Here is a 19,181-nt window from a genome sequence, read left to right on the forward strand (position 1 = left end):
ATTTGAATAATCTATGAAATAATTCAATAAATAGGAAATAATTTATTGAAATATAATTATTTCTTTAAAATAAATGAAATAAAACTAATATTTTTATAAAAAAGACTGTTGTAAATTTTCCAACAGTCTTTTTTACTTTTATTTTTGAGAATAAACTATTTTTCCACCAACCATAGTTATAATAGGTTTTATATTTCTAATTTCCATAGGGTCAACTGTAAATATATCTTTATCTAATATAACTATATCAGCATAATAATTTTCTTTTATTCTTCCTTTTCTATCCTCACAAAATTCAGCATAAGCACTACCTATTGTATAGGCATCTATTGCTGTATAAACATCTACACATTCTTCAGGATAAAATCCATTTATAGGTTGTCCATTAGAGTCTTTTCTAGTTACAGCAGAATAAATATTTGGGAATGGATTACAAGATTCTACTGGACAATCTGTTCCATAAGATATTTTTCCACCTAATTTGTCAAGAGTATTAAAAGCATATGAAGTAGAAGCTAATTCTTTTCCACATCTATCCTCTACTATTTTCATATCATAATCTAAGAATATTGGTTGATACATAACAAGTATTCCAGATTTTGCAATATCTTCAAGCATCTCTTTATCAGTAATTTGACAATGAACTAAAGCATGTCTTAATTTATTTTTACCATCAACAAAAGCTTTTTTATAACATTCTATTGTTTCCTTTATAGCTCTATCTCCAATAACATGAGTAACAACTTGAATTCCATGTTCTTTAGCTATAGCACAATATTCTTCCATCTCTTCAGTTGTTGTAAAATGTTCTCCTATTGTTGAAGGATCATCATTATATGGTTTACACATAAGAGCTGTTCTTGCTCCTAAACTTCCATCTTTAAAAAGTTTCAAAGGTCCTAAAGTTATCCAATTTTCTTCTGAATATCCATCTCTAGTAAACTCTCCATCTGTTACATATTTTTTAAATTCCTCTATATTTGTAAAACAAACTTGATGTCTATAACGAAGAAGACCTTTTCCCTCTTTAAATAATTTTTTAAACATTGCAAAATGTTCATCTATTGATTTTACTATTGTTGTTCCTATATCATTACTTTGTACGCTTGTAAGCCCATAAGCAACTGCTTGTTTCATACTTTTTATAAGCATTCTTTCTCTATCTTCCATTGTATAATCTGGAATAAGTTTTTTTACAAAGTTACAAGCATTTTCTGTGAATACTCCATTAGGATATCCATCTTCACCTATCACAAAAGTTCCACCAGGCCATTGAGGTGAATTTCCATCAATTTCTAATAATTCTATTGCTTTTGTATTTGTTGATAATATATGGCCACAAACACGTTCTAATATAATTGGAATTTCTGTGGAAATTTTATCTAAATCAAATCTTGTTGGTATTCTTTTATCTGGAAAATAATCTTGATTCCAACCTATAGCATGGATACAATGTTTTGTTAATTCAGGATTTTCTTTTTTAAATTTTATACATCTTTCAACTAAATCTTCTACTGAAGTACAATCAAAAATAGATACTTCTTGTAATACTTCAGCAAATTGTATAAGGTGTAAATGAGAATCATTTAATCCAGGAATTACTGTTCTTCCCTCACAATCTATTTTTCTACAATCTTCTAAACATAATGGTAAAAGTTCCTCTTTTTTTCCAACTTTTTTTATGATTCCATCTTCTATAAGAATAGCTTCTGTAAATTTTTCTCTTTCAAGATAAACTTTTCCATTAAATATTAAAGTTTGTGTACTCATAATTACTCACCTTTTTTTAATTTTTTATCAAAATACATATAGAAAAATACTCCAACTACTAAAACTAAAGTTCCTAATATAGAGTTTGTTGTATCTTCTATAAATGTATTAATAACTAGCCCTAAGAAAATCACTGCTGTTATTATTACAGATACTGGATATGCCCAAACTTTATAAGGACGCTCTAAGCTTGGATATTTTTTACGACATCTCATTACTGCTACTATTGATAAGAAACTAAATATCATACTTGAAAATACAACTAAAATTGTTAATTGTTCTAAGTTACGTAATAAAACTAAAACTACAGAAATAACTCCTTGAATAACTATAGCAACTGTTGGCACTTTATATTTTGGATGTAAATAAGCATAAGATTTGAAGAAATGTCCCTCTACAGCCATAGCATAATACATACGAGGTTGAGCCATTATTAATCCATTAAGAGCACTAAACATAGCTAATACCATTCCTATAACAACAACTGAAGCTCCTATATTTCCAAGAACTTTTTTAGCTACAGCTGTTCCTAAATAAAAATCTCCACTACCTATCATAGATACTATTTCTTCATGAGGAAGAACTTTAAATATAGCAAAGTTAAAAAATACATAAAGTAAAGTTACTCCACCTATACCAAATATTAAAGAAAGAGGTAAATTTCTTTTTGGATTTTTTATTTCTTCAGCTAAAGTATTTAAGTTTGTCCATCCTTCATAAGCCCATAAAGTAGCCACAACAGCAAAAGCTATCATTCCAATTAAACCTCTTTCACTAGTTTCAACAGCTGTTGATACACTAGCTAAAGAAAAATCTGGTTTTACATCTCCAACAAAAATAGCCACAAACATTATTAATAAAATAGGTATTAATTTTGCTACCATTGAAGCATTTTGAAGCCAACTTGAACCTTTAACTCCATAACAATTATATATTGTTAATACAACTATAAGGATTATGGCAATTATTTTTATTGTAAAATCACTCATATCAAAAAAAGTTCTTAAAGCTGTTGGTAAGGCAATAGCAATACTGGCTACAGAACCTGGTCCTCCAATAGCCCAATCTGTAAATCCTGTTAGGAATCCAACAATTGGATGAAAGGCCTCTGTTAAATATACAGTTCTTCCTCCAGCCTTAGGCATTAAAGTTCCTAACTCTGCATAACAAAGTCCAGCCATTAAAGAGATTAATCCCCCTATAAGCCAACATAAAAGAGCTAATCCTAAATTCATATTAACTCTTTCTAAAACATAAGAACCAAGATAGAAAATTCCTGACCCTATCATGATTCCTCCAATAATACTAACTCCCCCAAAAACTCCAATTTCTCTATTAAATTGAGTTTCCTCAGAGGTTAGATTTTTTATTCTCTCTTGTTCGTTCATAAAAACTACCCCCTCTTTTATTTAATTAAAATAAAGTATAGTATATATTCTTTTTATTGTCAAGAATTAATATTATAGTAGTTAGATTAAATTTTTCTTGACTTTATAATGAAAAAGGGGTAAATATAAAATATGGGTAGAAAACTTTTATTAGGAGGATAAAAAATGAAAATATTACTATTAAACGGAAGTCCAAGACTTGCTGGAAATACAGAAGTAGCTTTAAAAGTTTTAAAAGAAGAGGTAGAAAAAAATATAAAAGGTGAAATAGAAACTATTAATCTTCCAAAATTACAAATAAAAGGTTGCTTAGGATGTAACTATTGTAAAACATCTGGTGGGAATTGTATCACAAAAGATGATGGACAAATGGTAGCTGAAAAAATTCTTGAATCTGATGTAATTATTTTTGCTTCTCCAGTTTATTGGTGGGGAATAACTTCTCAAATGAAAGCAGCTATAGATAGAATATATATGAAAGGAGAATTCTTACCTCAAAAATCTAAAAAAATAGGATTAATTACTGTTGGAGCTGCTGAATTAAGTGATGAAGAATATGATATTATTAAAAGACAATTCAAATGTATTTGTGAATATTTAAAATGGGATTTTGTTGGAAACATAGATATTTCTGCTTATGAAAAAGGAGATATATTAAAAGATACTACTAAAATAACTGAATTAAAAGATTTTTGGAAAAAAATCTAAATTTTAATAAAATAAAAAGGATATTGTATTTTTATAATATCCTTTTTATTTTTATTATGAAGAAAAAATTTATCAATTATAAAAACTTTATTTTTTTAATTTTACTTTTGGTTCTTCAGGAATATTAAATAATGGAATAAATTTATCTAATCCTGTTAAAGTTAAAATAAGTATAGAAACTACAACTATTATAGAAAGAAAATTATATTTTATAATATCTGTTGGTCTAAAATCATAAAGAGGATAAACAACAGAAGCTATTCCTGTAAAAAATACTGTATAAGTATGCCAAGGAATAAATTGAGACCCAAAAACTCCCATAGCATCACTAAAACATCCGTTTCTAAGACGTAATTTATATTTTTCTTCTTCTGTCCCTTCTACATTTTCATCTACTAAATTTTTTATTATTGGTCCAATAGTAACTATTTGAGCCATCTCATCAGCTAAAGCAACATTTCCTAATATTGAAAAAACTCCATTATAAAACATTAATTGTCTTACATTTCTAGAAATTTTCTTTACTATTCTTGATAATGGTTCAAATGCATTGATACTTCCCATAATTCCACCAAAGGCTGTTATCCACATCATCATTATAATAACACTAGCTCCAGCACTTGAAAAACCTGTATACATTAAATCTAAAAATTCTGAAATATTAGGAATTGTTCCTGATATTAATCCAAATACCATAGAACTAATAATTCCTATAAAAAGACAAGCTAAAGTTGGAAAACCTTTTATTGCTGATACTAAAACAAAAATTAGAGGTAAACACATATATAAAGGTACTCCCTCTTTTACTTGATTTAAAAGAATAATTGCTGATTCTCTTTCTGTTTTTAAAACTTCCCAAACGTTATCAGGAATTTGATTGATAGCATCATTTACATTTCCACTTATATTTGGTAACCCCAACATAACTGACACTACATAAAAAGTTATTATTCCAACTATAAGACACCCTACAGACCATACTCCTTGATGTCTTATTCTATGTATAACTTCTACTTTTTGTATTCCAGAACTTACAACTGTAGTATCTGAAATAAGTCCTATATTATCACCAAAACAAGCTCCACCAGCAATAGCTCCTAAGGTCAAAAGAATATTTCCACCAACTATATGATTTAACCATAAAAATATAGGAGCACAAGCTGCAAAAGTTCCCCAAGATGTTCCTATTGTAATTGATAAAATACTTGTGACAATTATTCCTGTAACTGCTATAGTTTTTCCTGTTAGTCCTAAATTTAATGACATAATAATTATTGAAGCTCCTACACCACTAGCCATAAAAGCCTCAGCCATAGCATAAGCTAACATCAAAATAAAAAATACTAATTGAATTTCTTTTACACTATTTACAGCTTTTTCTACAATTTGATTAAAAGAAAACTTTTCAGTTAACCAAGCAATTATTGCTACATATATAGTTGAAATTGGAGCTGCTATTAAAAAGTCTAATTTTATTCCAACCATTAAAATTCCCAATAAAACAATAGGAGATAATTTTAGTATCTCTATAAAAATCCCTCTTCTCTCGTTATTTGTCACTTAATCCTCCTCAATAAAAAAAGCCTTATATTATTAAAATATAAGGCAGAAAATATAAAATAAACTATATAATTTATAATCTAATTGATAGCTCTACACTAGTAAACTAATGTCAGTCTTATAGATATTCTCTATAATCCCAAGTGTCTAAAGTTAGCTCTTTAAACCTTTCGGCAAAATTCCCTTTCAATAATAATCTATGCTTGCTAAGCTCCTATTATTTAATAATGTTTTTTGCAACCTCTACCTCTAAAATATTAAATTGTCCAATATACATGATAACATTTTTTATATTTATTGTCAATTTTGTTTTTCATTTTCTTATTTATTTTTCTTTCTATGAATGTTATAATTAAATATGAACCTATTTTGAGAAGAATATAATAAAATTAAATTCATATAAAATTATTTAGGAGATAAAATGAGTGAATTATATAAATTTGATATTGAAAAAGGAAAAATAATATTAGGTGTTGATGAAGCTGGAAGAGGCCCACTAGCTGGTCCTGTAGTAGCAGCCGCTGTAAAAATAAATGAGTATCATGATTTTTTTGAAGAAATTAATGATTCAAAAAAATTAACAGAAAAGAAAAGAGAAAATTTATTTGAAAAAATTTTAACATTTTGTGATGTTGGAATTGGAATAGCTACTGTAGAAGAAATTGATGAAGTTAATATTTTAAATGCCACTTTTTTAGCAATGAACAGAGCTATTGAAGATATTAAAAGTCAAAATATCAATTATGATATTGTATTAGTAGATGGAAATAAATTAATAAAAAATTATGATGGAAATCAAGAATGTATTATAAAAGGTGATGGAAAATCTTTATCAATAGCTACAGCTTCTATAATAGCTAAAGTAACAAGAGATAGAATAATGTTAAAATTTTCTGAAATATATCCTGAATATCATTTTGAAAAACATAAAGGTTATGGAACAAAACTTCATAGAGAAATTTTACTAGAAAAAGGTCCTTTAAAAATTCATAGAAAAACTTTCTTAAAAAAAATTTTATCTAATTTTTAATAAAAAATCAGGTTTAAAATGAAAAAATTTTTAAATAAAAGAACTCAAGGAGATTATTTTGAAAATTTAGCATTAAAATTCTTAGAAGCTCAAGAATTTCAATTAATTAAAAAAAATTTTTATTCACATTTTGGAGAAATAGATTTAATTTTAAGAAAAGATAATTTAATTATTTTTGTAGAAGTAAAAGAAAGAAGTAGCAAAAAATTTGGAAATGGTTTTGAAGCTATTTCTAAGCAAAAACTAAAAAGAATTTTTTTAAGTGCCAATGAATTTATAACAATAAATAAACTGCAAAATTTTGATATCCGATTTGATGCAATAGCATTTGATGAAAATAATAAATGTTGTTGGATTGAAAATATATTGTGGGGTGATGAAATTGGATTTTAGATGTGCAAAATGTGGAAGTAGCGATTATTATGTAAAAACAGCTATTTTTCCTGAAAAAGATTCAAAATTAAAAGTTGAATTTGGAACTTACTATCTAAAAATTTGTTCAGACTGTGGATATACAGAAATTTATTCTGCTAAAGTTGTTAATAAAGAACTTAAGAAGGTGAAAAATGTTCCAGAGCCTAAACCAACACCTTAGAAAATTTTTATTTAACAATAGATGTAGTGTTTGTAACAGCATTTTATTTGAAGATGAAATATATATTTGTAAAAAATGTAAAGATATTTTTCTACAAAATAATTCTTTAAAAAAATATGATAATGTTTATTATATTTTTAATTATAATAAATATTTTAGAAGTTTAATAAAAAATTATAAATTTCAAAATAGAAAATATATTGGATTTTTTTTAGCAAAACTTATAGAAAAAAATTTAAAAAAAGTAATTGAAGAAAATAATATAGATATAATTATTCCCATACCTTTAAATAAGAAAAGATTCTTTTCAAGAGGATTTAATCAAGTATCTTATATTTTAGATATTTTAAATATAAAGTATTATGAGGCAGAGAGAATAAAAAATACAAAACATATGAGTCATTTACTGAATAAAAATTCAAGAAAATTTAATATAAATAAAGCTTTTTATATTCCTTTTCAAGTGGAAAATAAAAATATTTTAATAATAGATGATATAATAACAACTGGAAATACCATAAACGAATTAAAAAAAGAAATTAAAAGTAAAGGAAAAGTAAAATCTATAACTATTTTTTCTTTTTCTATGGCATCAAGTTTTAAAAAATATAATTTTGGGGAGAATCATGACAATATTAATTGATAATAAAGAATATCTTTTAGATAAACAATATAGTAGTTTTGGTGAAATTATAAATGAAATCACAAAAAAACTTAAAGGAGAAGATAAAATATTAGAAAAAATTGTAGTTGATGGAGTGGTCCTAACTACTACTTCTATTGTTGATATTTCAAAAGTATCTTTAATAGAGATTTATACAAAAAGTCATAGAAATATTTTATTTCATTCTTTATATTTATTAGAAGAATATATAGAAGAATATTTTAAAAGCTTAAAAGCTTTAGAAGAATTTGAACTTGAAGAAATAGCATATGATATGAAAATGAATGAGATATTAAGTTTTTTAAATTGGACTTTAAATCTTTTATATAGTTTAAAAGAAAATACCTATGTAGATTATCTATATTTTGGATATAATGAGTTTTTAGATGATTTTAAAGAAAGTTACAATTCACTTATAAAGGCTTTAACTCAAGAAGATTATGAAACAGCTTTTGATATTTTAGAATTCGAAATTTCTGATATGTTATCTCTTTTAAGTGAGAATATTGAAAATTATAAAAATGATATTATTTTAGAAGAACAATCATCAAATAATAGCAATTAAATTAATAACGGATAAAAATTAATCAAAAAATATTTATTTATTAACTTATACAAAATTAGAAATTTTTTTTAGAATGTGATAAAATTAGTTATTAAGATAAAAATATTTAGGAGGATTTAGTTATGAGAAAAACAATAATTGCAGGAAACTGGAAAATGAATAAAACTAACAAAGAAGCTGTTGAAATGTTAACAGAATTAAAAGAACTTGTTAAAGGAGTAGATTCTGTTGGAATAGTAATTGGAGCTCCATTTACAGCTTTATCTGATGCTGTTAAAGCAGTAGAAGGAAGTAATGTTAAAATAGCAGCTGAAAATGTATATCCTAAAGATTCAGGAGCATACACTGGAGAAGTTTCACCAGTTATGTTAAAAGATTTAGGTGTTGAATATGTTATATTAGGACATTCAGAAAGAAGAGAATATTTTAAAGAATCTGATGAATTTATAAACGAAAAAGTAAAAGCTGTATTAGCTCATGGAATGACTCCTATTCTTTGTATTGGAGAAAAATTAGAAGACAGAGAAGCTGGAAGAACTGATGAAGTTAACAAAACTCAAATTAGAGGAGGATTTGCTGGCCTTACTGGAGAAGAAGCTAAAAAAATAGTTGTAGCTTATGAACCAGTTTGGGCAATAGGAACAGGTAAAACAGCTACTCCAGAAATAGCTCAAGAAACTCATAAAGCTATTAGACAAGAACTTACTGAAATGTTTGGAGAAGAAGTTGCTAATGAAATTACTATTCAATATGGTGGTTCTATGAAACCAAATAATGCTAAAGAATTATTAGCTCAAGCTGATATTGATGGTGGATTAATTGGAGGTGCTTCTCTTAAAGCAACTGATTTCTATGACATTATTAAAGCAGCTTTATAATTATTTTATACAAAAATATAGAAAGGAAAAATGATGATAAAAAAACCATTAATGTTAATGATACTAGATGGATGGGGAATAAGTACATGTGATACATGTGTTAATGCTATAAAAAATGCACATCCAGAATATTTTTTGAATCTTTTAAAAAATTATCCAAATTCCCAACTAAATGCTTCTGAAGAATATGTTGGATTACCTGCTGGACAAATGGGTAACTCAGAAGTAGGACATTTAAATATTGGAGCTGGAAGAGTTATTTATCAACCTTTAGTAAAAATAAGTAAAGATATTAAAGATGGAACTTTCTTTGAAATTAAAACTTTAAAAGAAGCTTTTGAATATGCTAAAAAATATAACAATAGAGTTCATATTGGAGGGCTTGTATCTGATGGTGGAGTTCACTCTCATCTTGAACATTGTTATGGACTTTTAGAAATGGGAAAAAGAGAAGGTGTAATTATGTACTTACACGCTTTCTTAGACGGTAGAGATACTCCTCCTACTTCAGGAGCTGGATATTTAAAACAAGTTGAAGAAAAAATGTTTGAATTAAACTATGGAAAAATAGCTACTATTTCAGGAAGATACTTTGCTATGGACAGAGATAAAAACTGGGATAGAACAAAAAGAGCTTATGATAATATGACTATTGGAAATGGTTTAGAATTTTCTTCTGTTGAAGAAGCTATAAAAACTTCTTATGATAAAGGAATTACAGATGAATTTGTTGAACCTTCAATAATTGATAAAGAAGGATTAATTAAAGAGGGAGATGTATTTATAAACTTCAACTTTAGACCTGATAGAGCTAGACAAATTACAAGAGCTTTAAATGATAAAGAGTTTTCATATTTCGAAAGAAATATAGCTCCAGTTAAAGTATATTGTATGAGACAATATGACTCTACAATAGATGCTCCAGTTATATATGTTGATGAAGAAATTAAAAATACATTTGGAGAAGTTATTTCTAAAGCTGGTTTAAAACAATTTAGAACTGCTGAAACTGAAAAATATGCTCATGTTACTTTCTTCTTTAATGGTGGAGTGGAAACTCAATATGAAGGAGAAGTTAGAAAACTTGTTGCTTCTCCAAAGGTAGCAACTTATGATTTAAAACCTGAAATGTCAGCTTATGAAGTTACTGAAGGATTAATAGAAGCTTTAAATAGTAACGAATATGATGTTTTCATTGTAAACTTTGCAAATCCTGATATGGTTGGACATACTGGTGTTGTTGAAGCCACTGAAAAAGCTATAAAAGCTGTTGATGAATGTGTTAAAAAAGTGGCTACAAAAATTCTTGAATTAGATGGAACTTTATTAATTACAGCTGACCATGGAAATGCTGAACTTATGGTAGACCCTGTAACAGGAGCTCCATTCACATCTCATACAATCAATAAAGTACCATTTATTTATGTATCTAATCATACAGAAAATATTCATTTAAAAGATGGTAAATTAGCAGATATTGCTCCTACTATGTTAAATATATTAGGAATTGAAAAACCTGTAGAAATGGATGGAGAAAATTTAGTTAAATAATAAAATAAAGAGGGTGTTGTATAACAACATCCTCTATTTTTTTAAATTTTTTATTTAAAATATCTTTCTTTATTTTCTAAAATATTTTCTACAATTTTTTTTATATTTTCATCTTTTAATTTTTCCTTTTTTACTAAAAGATATGTTTCTCTCTCAAAAGGTTCCCCATTAAGTTTAACCATAGGAAAAAAATTTAACTCTTTAAAATTTTGCATATGAATTTTAGGTAATACTGTCCAACCAATTCCACTTTTTATCATTTCCAAAGAAGCTTCTGTAGAATTAACTTTCATTATCTCCCCTTGAAATGGTTTTCCTAAATAAATTTTACTCCATTCATCTAAAAATATTCTAGATTTTACCACAGTATTAGTTTCATATTGAATATATGGTAATTTTTCTAATTCTTCTATTCTTAATAGTTTCTGTGATATTATTCCATAAGGCTCTTTTGAAACAATATATTTTTCTTCATTCCATGGAACATCTCCTCTTAAAATTGCTATATCTATTTTTTCTTCTTTTAATAATTTAGGAAGTTCATGATAACTATTTCCTGAAATTATATTAATTTTTATTTGAGGATATATTTCTTTTAAACTTTGTAATATAAAAGCTAATTTATATTTAGCCATTGTTGTACTTATACCTAAATTTATTTTCTTTTCTTCTAAATCTTTTATATTTTTTATATTTTTCTTCATTATTTCATATTCTAAAAGAAACTTTTTAGAGTATTCTGCTAAATACTCTCCTTCTTTTGTTAATATAATTCCAGTAGAAAGCCTTTTAAATAAAACTACATCTAATTCTTCCTCTAATTTATTTAATCTATAAGTTAAAGAAGGTTGTGAAGTATATAATTTTTCTGCTGTTTTTGTTAAATTTAACTCTTCTGACATAACTTTTATTATTTCGCAGTCTTTTAAATCCATACATTCTCCCATAAAAATTTAGTGATATAAAAATTTTTTAAAAAGCTTATAAAAATTCAATATTTCATTTTTTTATAAATTTATATTAAAATATTTGTAATAAAACATGATACTGTATACATAATTATATCATATTTTTTTTAAGGAGACAATATGAAAGAGATATTATTAAAAAAATTTGAATCTTTAGAACCTCAATTACAAAATATGGCTAATTTTATTTTTGATAATCCTGAATTTGGTTTAAAAGAATTCAAAGCTTCTAATCTTTTGATAAATTATTTAGAAGAAAATGGATTTATTATTGAAAAAGGTGTAGGAGGATTAGAAACTGCTTTTAGAGCTATTTATGAACAAGGAACTGATGGTCCTTCTATTGGAGTTTTAGTAGAATATGATGCCATTGAAGGAATTGGTCATGCTTGTGGTCATCATATGCAAGGACCTATAGGAGTTGGAGTAGCTGTAGCTTTAAAAGAAGTTTTAAAAAATGAAAATTATAAATTAGTTGTTTATGGAACTCCAGCTGAAGAAACAACAGGTGGAAAATTAACAATGTTAAAAAATGGTTGTTTTAAAGATATTGATGTAGCTTTAATGACCCATGGAGGTCCGAACACTACAACTGATATAAAATCTTTAGCTATGTGTAAACTTACAGTTACATTTAATGGTATAAAATCTCATGCTGCTTTAAAACCTGAATCTGGTAGAAGTGCTTTTGATGCTCTTCTTCTTACATTTAATGCTATTGAATTTATGAGAGAACATGTACCAGATGATGTTAGAATGCATTATACTGTTTTAAATGCTGGTGGACCAGCTAATGTAGTACCTGATAAAGCTATAGGAAACTTCTACTTAAGGTCTTATGATAATGCTACTCTTGTAGATTGTAAAGAAAGATTTTTTAACATCATAAAAGGAGCTAGTCTTATGACTGGAACAACTTATGATATTCATATAGATAAAGAAATGGGTGGAAAAATTCCTATTCTTACTTTGAATGATTTAATTATGAAAAATGCTTTAGAATTAAATGCTCCTTCTATGAGCCCACCAAGAGAAAAAACAGGTTCAACTGATTTTGGAAGTGTTATGGCAATAGTTCCAGGAACTTGTTTAAGAATAGCTTTTGTTCCTGAAGGAACAGCTTCTCATTCAGATGAATATTTAAAAGCGGGAAAATCACCAGAAGCTTATAAAGCCATTGACATGGGTGGAAAAATTCTTTTATCTACTATTTATGAAATAATTACAGATAAAGAAATTTTAAAAAGTATTAAAGATGAATTTGAAAGAAAAACAAATAAAAAATAAATTTTTTAAAGTTTAAGGAGGAAATTATGAAAAAATTTAAAGTTCCACACTCATATGTAATTATTTTTATATTACTTATCTTTGTATCAATTCTTACTTATATTATTCCAGCTGGAGAATATACAAGAATCACTACTGCTAGTGGTTTAAAAATGGTTGATAGTACTAGTTATCATTTAGTTGAAGCTAAACCTGTTGGTATTTGGATGATTCCAAATTTTGTTATGAAAGGTCTTATTAAACAAGCTGGTATTATATTCCCAATCCTTGTTATAGGAGGAGCTTTAGAAACAGTTCTTTCTACTGGAATGTTCCATGCTTATTGTAATAAACTTGCTAGAAAATGTTCTGGTAAAGAAAGATTATTTATCCCAGCAGTATTATTACTATTTGCTATTATAGGAATAACTCAATCAACAAATAAATTTATAGGTTTTGCTCCTTTAGGTGTTATGTTATCAGCTACATTAGGATATGATGCTATAGTTGGAGTTGCTATGATTTTATTAGGAGTTGGTATTGGATTTTCTACAGGTATTTTAGCTCCTACAACAGCTATTGCTCAAGAAATGGCTGAGTTACCAGCTTATTCTGGAATTGGATTAAGAACAGTTTCTTTTGTACTTTTCTATCTTGTTACAGCTGCTTATATAGTTTGGTATGCTGAAAAATCTAAAAAAGACCCTACAAAAAGTGCTCTTTATGGGGTTGAAGAAGTACAAACTTTTGATTTAAAAGATTCTAATATTGAAGTTGAGAAAAAACATCCTTTAGTATTAACTATCCTTATTATTTTCTTCGCTATTTTAATGTATGGTTGTATAAAATTTAGTTGGGGACTTGTTGAAACTGCTGTATGTTTTATGTGGATGGGATTTATCATTGGACTTAGTTATGGATATGACCCTAGTAAAATAGCTAGTTGTTTTGTAAAAGGAATTAAAGGAATGTCTTCTGCTGCTATGATTGTTGGACTTGGAGCTGCCGTTGCTTTAATTTTATCAGAAGCCAAAGTACTAGATACAGTAGTTTATGGATTAGCTAAAATGTTAGAATGGTTCCCTAATTTCTTAAAAGCTCCTGTAATGTTATTTATAAATGTTATTGTTAATGGATTTGTTACTTCTGGTACAGGTCAAGCAGCTGTTGTAATGCCTGTTATGGTTCCTTTAGCTGATGTTTCAGGAATTACTAGACAAACGGCTGTTTTAGCTTATAAATTTGGTGATGGATTCTGTAACTATATTTTACCTCATGCATCTGCTTTAATGGGATTCTTAGGGGCTACTGGAATTACTTATGACCGTTGGATGAAATTCATGTGGAAATTATTCTTAATATGGATGATTTTAGGTTCAATAATTCTTTCTTATGCTTATTTTACTCAATATGCATAAAAATAAAAAAGTATAAATAATATAGTACCCCCATTTTACTATATTATAATAAAAAAAGACTGTTGGATTTTATAATAAAGAATTTTCAATAGTCTTTTTTATTTAAAATAAAAAAGTCAGTTTTATATTTTAAACTGACTTTTATTTTTATATTATAATGCTGCTTTAGCTGTTTCAGCTAATTTTGCGAATCCTTCAGCATTGTTTAAAGCCATATCAGCTAATACTTTTCTGTCTAAAAGGATTCCAGCTTTTTTAAGACCATTCATAAATGTTGAGTAAGTCATTCCGTTTAATCTTGCTCCAGCATTTATTCTTATGATCCATAATTGTCTCATTTTTCTCTTAGTTACTTTTCTATCTCTAGTAGAGTAAGCCATTGCTCTCATAACAGCTTGTTTAGCTTGTTTTATAACGTCACCAGATGCTCCTCTAAATCCTTTAGCAGCTTTTAAAACTTTTTTATGTTTTCTTCTTCTTACGATTCCAGTTTTAACTCTCATTTTATCCTCCTATAATATATTCTCTCGAAAACCGATTATCTTCCAACTCCGTATGGTAATAATCTAATCATATCACTTTTATGAACGTTATCTAAAAGTACAAAGTCTTTTTTCATTCTATTTTTTCTTTTTCTAGTTTTTTTAGTTAATATGTGGCTTTTTCCTGAATGTTTAGCTACATATTTCCCTGTTCCTGTTACTTTGATTCTTTTAGCTGTTCCTCTATGAGTTTTCATTTTTGGCATTTTTGTGTTCCTCCTCTCAAATTACAAACCTATTTTTTCAATGATAACATTAAATATTTTTGTGCATCTTTATATCTTTTTTCAACTTCAGCAAATCCTTCAAATTGACTAGCTACATCATCAAGAAGTTCAATTCCCATTTCTTCATAGCTTCTTTCTCTTCCAAATTGTACTAAAGTAACTTTAACTTTATTATCTTTTTCTAAGAATCTTTTGATACTATTTATCTTTGTTTCTAAATCATGAGTATCAATTCTTGTTCTTAATTTTACTTCTTTAACAACCACTTGTTTTTGTTTTTTCTTAGCATCTTTTGCTTTTCTAGTTTGTTCATATTTATATTTTCCAAAATCCATTATTTTACAAACAGGTGGATTAGCATTTGGAGAAATTTCTACTAAATCTAAATTCTCTCTTCTTGCTGCTTCTAAAGCCTCAGCTGCAGTCATAATTCCCATTTGTTCCCCAGAATTAGATATTATTCTAAATTCCTTACCTTTTATTTTTTCATTGATTCTAATTTTGTCAGAAATAGCCGACACCCCCTATACTATAATCATATATAAAAAAACGAGGTCGCACTAACCCCGTCATACAATTTAAAATTAATAAATATATACATTGCTCTTAACCTTATATAAGTATCAAGACCTATAAGGTGAGAAACGGGAAGTTTCTTCTTAAAAATATTTAATTCAGCTTTATTATTATAAAATAATTTTTACAAAAAGTCAAGTATTTTTATAAATTTTATTTAAGAAAATCTATATCTTCCAACTCTTTTTTATCTTCTACCATAAATGAAAAAACTTCTTCCATATGTTTTTTTATGATTTGTTTTCCCCCTTTATCTCCTTTTATATTTTTTAATTCTTCTATATATTCAGGAGAAAATATACATGGATTCCCTAAATCTTTTCCATCAAATAAACATCCTATTTTTTTACTTTGTTTAAAAAAATTTTTTATAAATTTTTCTAAAGTTTCTACTTTTAAGTAAGGCTGGTCACAAACCATAAACATCAAAAAATTTTTATTATTAATTTCATTTAGTCCTAATATAATAGATGAGGAAATCCCCATTTCACTATGGGGATTTTCTTTATATTTTATATTATTTATTTTTGTAGTTTTTAAATATTCTTCTATCTCTTTATATTTTGAAACTACTATTATATTTTCTATACTTTCTTTAAATATTTTTTTTAATGAAAAAATATTTTCTAATGTATATTCAAACATATATTTATTATTCAATTTATAAAGTAATTTATTACTTCCAAATCTTTTACTATTTCCAGCAGCAAGTAAAATAATATCTAATTTCATTATTTTTTCTCTAACATTCCCATAAATACTTTTTCTGGTGTTATAGGAAGTTCTCTTATTCTAACTCCTACAGCATTATATACAGCATTTGCTATAGCTGGAGATGAAGTATTTATAACAACTTCTCCTATTGATTTTACTCCAAAAGGTCCAGTTGGTTCATAACTACTTTCAAATTGAACTTCTATTGTTCCAACATCTTTTCTAGTAGGGATTTTATATTGCATAAATGAATGAGTTTGTAAACTTCCTTTATTAGTATAAACTACATCTTCATATAAAGCCATTCCAATTCCTTGAGCTATTCCACCTTCTGTTTGTACTCTAGCTAATGCTGGATTTACTACTGTTCCACAGTCAACAACAGCTTTATAATTAATAACATCTACTTTTCCAGTTTCTGTATCTACTTCTACTTCTGCTATTCCTACCATATATGGTGGTGGAGATACTTTAGAAGAATGAGATTCACTAGCATAAAGAGTATTATTGTTGTTACACATAGCCTTATTTGCTATATCTTTTAATGAAATTTCTTTATTATCTTCTAAATCAAAAACTTTCTTTCCATCAAAATCAACTTTTTCTACATCTACATTTAAATATTGTGCACCTAAAGTTTTGATTTTAGTTATTAATTTTTCACAAGTTTTTACTACAGCCATACCTGTTAAGTATGTTGTACTTGAAGCATAAGAACCTGAATCATATGGAGAAGTATCTGTATCAACACCATGTACTATTATATTATCAACACTACAATCTAAGCATTCTGCAGCTATTTGTGATAGTACTGTGTCACAACCTGTTCCCATATCTGTAGCTCCTACCATTAAATTGTAGAATCCATCATCACTTACTTTTATTGCTACAGAACCTACATCTACATTAGAAATTGAAGAACCTTGCATAGAAAATCCTAATCCAACTCCTCTAACTTTACCATTTCCCATATCTCTACGAGGATATTTATTATCCCAGTCTATCATAGCCTTAGCTCTCTCTAAACATCTATCTAAAGCACAACTATTAGCTGTTTCTCTATAATAAGCTGGCATTAAATCTCCTTCTCTAACCATATTTTTTTCTCTTAAAGTTATTGGATTTATTCCTAACTTTTCTGCTAATTCATCTATTATTGATTCCATAGCAAATATTCCTTGAGTAGCTCCATAACCTCTATAAGCTCCAGCTGACATAGTATTTGTATATACTACATCATATCTAAATCTATAAGATTTAGCCTTACTATATAAAGGTATTGCTTTATGTCCACTTAATCCAACTGTTGTTGGTCCATGTTCTCCATAAGCTCCTGTATTTGATAAAGTATATAAATCAATAGCTTTTATTATTCCATCTTTAGTAGCTCCTATTTTTATTGTTACTTCCATTTCATGTCTTGGACTTGAAGCAGTTTGACTCTCTTCTCTTGTAAATATTAATTTAGAATTTCTACCTGTCATATAAGTAACAAAAGCTGGATAAACTTCCATTATAGCTGTTTGTTTAGCTCCAAAACCTCCACCTATTCTAGGTTTTATTACTCTTACTTTAGATTTTGATATATCTAAAGCATTAGCTACTATTCTTCTTACATGGAAAGGAATTTGAGTAGAAGAAACTACATTTAATCTACCAAACATATCCATAGTTGCATAAGCTCTAAAAGTTTCCATTGGAGTTTGTTGATTAGCTTTTGTATGATATGTATTTTGAAGAACAACATCACATTCTTCAAAAACTTTATCTATATTTTCATCGCCATCATTAGCATGAGCACATAAATTTCTTTTATTGTCAGCTCCAACAGGACATAATGCTTTCCAGTTATCTTCTGGATGTATTAATATTTTATTATCTTTTGCTTTTCTAAAATCTAATATAGCTTCTAAAACTTGATACTTAACTTTTATAAGTTTCATAGCCTTTTCTACTACTTTTTCATTTTCTCCAGCTACTATAGCTACTACATCTCCAACGTATCTTACTCTTTGGTCTAGTATAAGTCTATCATATGGACTTGGTTCAGGATAAGTTTGTCCTGCCATTGTAAATCTTTTATTTGGTACATCTTTATAAGTAAATATACTATGAATTCCAGGAACTTTTTTTGCTATATCTGTATTAATTTCTTCAATTAAAGCATGAGCATGAGGACTTCTTAATAATTTTATTACAAGACAATCTTTTGGTGCTATATCGTCAGTATATACAGGTTTTCCTGTAACTAATGCCATAGCATCTTTTTTCATAATAGATGTATTTACTATTTTCATTATCTCTCTCCTCCTCTTTTATAATTTAAAAATGCTTTTACTGCTCTAAATTGTCCCATATAACCAGTACATCTACATAAATTTCCTACTAAGTATTCTTTTATATCTTCATCAGAAAATTCTTTTAATTCTCTTACCATTGCTAGAACATTCATTATAAACCCAGGATTACAATATCCACATTGGTCTGCTCCTTCTTTGGCCATAAATTCTCCAAATTCTTTAGCTTCTTCTTGTAATCCTTCTAGAGTTGTTATATGTTTTCCGTTAGCTCTAGCAGCTAATACTGTACAAGATAAAACAGGTTTTTCATCTATCCAAAGAGTACATAATCCACAATTAGAAGTTTCACATCCTCTTTTTACACTTAAACATCCCTTACTTCTTACGTATTCTAATAGTGGTGTATCTGGTTCTATATTATCTTCTGTTAATTTTCCATTAATCCATAATTTTATTTCCAT

At 27.2% G+C, this 19,181-nt stretch carries 20 protein-coding genes and 1 riboswitch; of the genes, 10 read left to right on the top strand and 10 right to left on the bottom strand.

The annotated features are described in order from the left end of the window. Positions 1–138 precede the first annotated feature (138 nt). Together T364_RS0101890 and T364_RS0101895 are read right to left on the bottom strand one after the other, a co-directional pair. Positions 139–1,770, bottom strand: a complete 1,632-nt coding sequence (locus T364_RS0101890; RefSeq protein ID WP_035945203.1) for an amidohydrolase — start codon at positions 1,768–1,770, stop codon at positions 139–141. Positions 1,771–1,772: 2 nt separating this feature from the next. Then, positions 1,773–3,158, bottom strand: coding sequence for an APC family permease (locus T364_RS0101895; RefSeq protein WP_027128065.1), 1,386 nt, complete (start codon positions 3,156–3,158; stop codon positions 1,773–1,775). Between the two features lie 165 nt (positions 3,159–3,323). Between T364_RS0101895 and T364_RS0101900 the strand changes: the two genes are divergently transcribed. Then, positions 3,324–3,866, top strand: coding sequence for a flavodoxin family protein (locus T364_RS0101900; protein ID WP_027128066.1), 543 nt, complete (start codon positions 3,324–3,326; stop codon positions 3,864–3,866). An 87-nt stretch (positions 3,867–3,953) separates the two neighbouring features. Here the strand turns inward: T364_RS0101900 and T364_RS0101905 are convergent, their stop codons facing one another. Continuing rightward, entirely contained in the window at positions 3,954–5,351 is a 1,398-nt protein-coding gene (locus tag T364_RS0101905; protein ID WP_051532611.1) for a Na+/H+ antiporter NhaC family protein, read from the bottom strand. A 155-nt stretch (positions 5,352–5,506) separates the two neighbouring features. Next, a riboswitch (Lysine riboswitch) is annotated at positions 5,507–5,680 on the bottom strand. 167 nt (positions 5,681–5,847) lie between these two features. Here T364_RS0101905 and T364_RS0101910 point away from each other — a divergent pair. From T364_RS0101910 to gpmI, 7 genes are all read left to right on the top strand, one after another. Next, positions 5,848–6,456, top strand: a complete 609-nt coding sequence (locus tag T364_RS0101910; RefSeq protein WP_027128068.1) for a ribonuclease HII — start codon at positions 5,848–5,850, stop codon at positions 6,454–6,456. A gap of 18 nt (positions 6,457–6,474) precedes the next feature. After that, a complete protein-coding gene (locus T364_RS0101915) occupies positions 6,475–6,849 on the top strand; it encodes a YraN family protein (RefSeq protein ID WP_035945204.1) in 375 nt (124 codons plus the stop codon). Continuing rightward, entirely contained in the window at positions 6,833–7,051 is a 219-nt protein-coding gene (locus T364_RS0101920; RefSeq protein ID WP_027128070.1) for a zinc ribbon domain-containing protein, read from the top strand. The genes T364_RS0101915 and T364_RS0101920 overlap by 17 nt, the downstream gene beginning before the upstream one ends. Next, a complete protein-coding gene (locus tag T364_RS10315; protein ID WP_051532604.1) occupies positions 7,023–7,694 on the top strand; it encodes a ComF family protein in 672 nt (223 codons plus the stop codon). Before T364_RS0101920 ends, T364_RS10315 begins: the two co-directional genes overlap by 29 nt. Next, the gene (locus tag T364_RS0101930) at positions 7,678–8,280 is read left to right on the top strand and encodes a hypothetical protein (protein WP_027128071.1); all 603 of its coding nucleotides are present in this window, start codon (positions 7,678–7,680) and stop codon (positions 8,278–8,280) included. Before T364_RS10315 ends, T364_RS0101930 begins: the two co-directional genes overlap by 17 nt. Positions 8,281–8,402: 122 nt before the next feature. Further along, a complete protein-coding gene (gene tpiA, locus T364_RS0101935) occupies positions 8,403–9,158 on the top strand; it encodes a triose-phosphate isomerase (RefSeq protein ID WP_027128072.1) in 756 nt (251 codons plus the stop codon). 33 nt (positions 9,159–9,191) lie between these two features. Continuing rightward, the gene (gene gpmI, locus T364_RS0101940) at positions 9,192–10,709 is read left to right on the top strand and encodes a 2,3-bisphosphoglycerate-independent phosphoglycerate mutase (RefSeq protein WP_027128073.1); all 1,518 of its coding nucleotides are present in this window, start codon (positions 9,192–9,194) and stop codon (positions 10,707–10,709) included. 50 nt (positions 10,710–10,759) lie between these two features. On the opposite strand, the gene T364_RS0101945 is transcribed toward gpmI, so the two are convergent. Then, the gene (locus T364_RS0101945) at positions 10,760–11,644 is read right to left on the bottom strand and encodes a LysR family transcriptional regulator (protein WP_027128074.1); all 885 of its coding nucleotides are present in this window, start codon (positions 11,642–11,644) and stop codon (positions 10,760–10,762) included. A gap of 153 nt (positions 11,645–11,797) precedes the next feature. Between T364_RS0101945 and T364_RS0101950 the strand changes: the two genes are divergently transcribed. Next, positions 11,798–12,964 carry a M20 family metallopeptidase gene (locus T364_RS0101950; RefSeq protein ID WP_027128075.1) on the top strand — a complete coding sequence of 389 codons (1,167 nt, stop codon included), beginning with the start codon at positions 11,798–11,800 and terminating at the stop codon, positions 12,962–12,964. Between the two features lie 26 nt (positions 12,965–12,990). Beyond that, the gene (locus T364_RS0101955; protein WP_035945205.1) at positions 12,991–14,361 is read left to right on the top strand and encodes a YfcC family protein; all 1,371 of its coding nucleotides are present in this window, start codon (positions 12,991–12,993) and stop codon (positions 14,359–14,361) included. Positions 14,362–14,513: 152 nt separating this feature from the next. Here T364_RS0101955 and rplT read toward each other — a convergent pair whose 3' ends face one another. The 6 genes from rplT to T364_RS0101985 form a co-directional block, all read right to left on the bottom strand. Further along, positions 14,514–14,864 carry a 50S ribosomal protein L20 gene (gene rplT / locus T364_RS0101960; RefSeq protein ID WP_027128077.1) on the bottom strand — a complete coding sequence of 117 codons (351 nt, stop codon included), beginning with the start codon at positions 14,862–14,864 and terminating at the stop codon, positions 14,514–14,516. A gap of 35 nt (positions 14,865–14,899) precedes the next feature. After that, positions 14,900–15,109, bottom strand: a complete 210-nt coding sequence (gene rpmI, locus T364_RS0101965; protein WP_027128078.1) for a 50S ribosomal protein L35 — start codon at positions 15,107–15,109, stop codon at positions 14,900–14,902. Between the two features lie 29 nt (positions 15,110–15,138). Further along, positions 15,139–15,651, bottom strand: a complete 513-nt coding sequence (gene infC, locus T364_RS0101970; RefSeq protein WP_027128079.1) for a translation initiation factor IF-3 — start codon at positions 15,649–15,651, stop codon at positions 15,139–15,141. 208 nt (positions 15,652–15,859) lie between these two features. After that, on the bottom strand, positions 15,860–16,438 hold the full coding sequence (locus T364_RS0101975) for a nucleotidyltransferase family protein (protein ID WP_027128080.1): 579 nt from the start codon (positions 16,436–16,438) through the stop codon (positions 15,860–15,862). Beyond that, a complete protein-coding gene (locus T364_RS0101980; RefSeq protein ID WP_027128081.1) occupies positions 16,438–18,717 on the bottom strand; it encodes a xanthine dehydrogenase family protein molybdopterin-binding subunit in 2,280 nt (759 codons plus the stop codon). The genes T364_RS0101975 and T364_RS0101980 overlap by 1 nt, the downstream gene beginning before the upstream one ends. Further along, entirely contained in the window at positions 18,717–19,181 is a 465-nt protein-coding gene (locus tag T364_RS0101985; RefSeq protein WP_027128082.1) for a (2Fe-2S)-binding protein, read from the bottom strand. Before T364_RS0101985 ends, T364_RS0101980 begins: the two co-directional genes overlap by 1 nt.

The organism is Fusobacterium perfoetens ATCC 29250 (assembly GCF_000622245.1).
In the GTDB taxonomy this organism is placed as follows: domain Bacteria; phylum Fusobacteriota; class Fusobacteriia; order Fusobacteriales; family Fusobacteriaceae; genus Fusobacterium_B; species Fusobacterium_B perfoetens.